General features: G+C 42.2%; 1 protein-coding gene. It reads right to left on the bottom strand.

Annotated features, from left to right (window positions below; genetic code table 11):
- Window positions 1-12: 12 nt before the first annotated feature.
- Window positions 13-1227, bottom strand: a complete 1215-nt coding sequence (locus C7R93_RS29810) for an IS256 family transposase (protein ID WP_106842167.1) — start codon at window positions 1225-1227, stop codon at window positions 13-15.
- Window positions 1228-1302 lie beyond the last annotated feature (75 nt).

Here is a 1302-nt window from a genome sequence, read left to right on the forward strand (position 1 = left end):
TTTTTTTAATTGTTAACGGATGTGTGGGCGTACGCGATCCTCAAAGAAAACAGATAGCTGCATGAGAATCTGTCCCCAATTGTGGACTCGTCCTGTCCATTTTCGTAAAACATCCATGGTTACGAGATATAGCATCTTTAGAAGGGCATCGTCTGTGGGAAAGACGGATTTTCCCTTCGTTACTTTTCGAAGTTGTCGATGGTAACTCTCAATAACGTTGGTCGTATAGATCAGTTTTCGAATCTCTGGAGGGTATTTAAAGAAGGTCGCAATCTCATCCCAGTTGGTGCGCCAGGAGCGTACCATCAAGGGATATTTACTTCCCCAAGTTTGCTCAAACTGATCGAGTTCTTCCAGTGCAGCTTGCTCCGTTGGAGCTTTGTAAATGGGCTTTAATTCAGCTGTAACTCTCTTTAAATCCTTATAGGAAACATACTTAATAGCGTTACGGATCTGATGAATGACACACTTCTGAATCTCTGTCTTTGGATAACATGCTGAAATGGCCTCTGTAAAGCCTCGGAGGTTATCGACGCTCGTAATGAGAATATCCTGAACACCACGGTTTTTCAGTTCATTGAGTACATGTAACCAAAATTTTGCTGATTCATTCTCACCAATCCAAATTCCCAGGACATCTTTGTGACCGTCAAGGTCAATACCAATGACCATGTAGGCAGCTTTGTTGACGATTGCCCCATCCTGTTTTACTTTAAAGTGAATGGCGTCTAGGAAAACAACCGCGTATACCGCTTGCAAAGGACGATTTTGCCACTCTTTAATCAACGGAACGATTTTGTTCGTGACATTCGAAATGAGTGTTGGTGAGACTTCGATGCCATAGAGCTGTTGCAAGTGATCTTGAATGTCGCGTGTGGATACGCCTTTCGCATACAATGCGAGGATTTGATCTTCGATCCCTGTTACATTGGACTGGTGCTTTTTTACAATGGCAGGCTCAAATTCACCCTCACGATCACGAGGGACTTGAATGTCAACTTCGCCATACTCGGAACGAACTGTTTTTTTGCTATAACCATTACGGCTATTGGTTGTCCGTTTGTTTTTCATATCATGTTTGACGTACCCAAGAGTTGACTCCATCTCTGCTTCGAGCATTTCTTGGATCGTTTCAGCAAACAGATCCTTTAAGGCTGACTGTACATCGTCCACAGACTTCATGTTTTTTTCTTTGATCCACAGCTTGATCTGCTCTTTTGACATCATAAAAAATCTCCCAACCTTTCTAAGACTAATTGTAGTTTAGAGGTTGAGAGTTTACACAGAATATTTTACAGACTC

It is taken from the genome of Brevibacillus fortis, from assembly GCF_003013395.1.
Lineage (GTDB): Bacteria > Bacillota > Bacilli > Brevibacillales > Brevibacillaceae > Brevibacillus > Brevibacillus fortis.

Bases quoted from the DNA above. Each gene is read 5' to 3' on its own strand.
- C7R93_RS29810 (WP_106842167.1), bottom strand. From the start codon at position 1,227: ATGATGTCAAAAGAGCAGATCAAGCTGTGGATCAAAGAAAAAAACATG.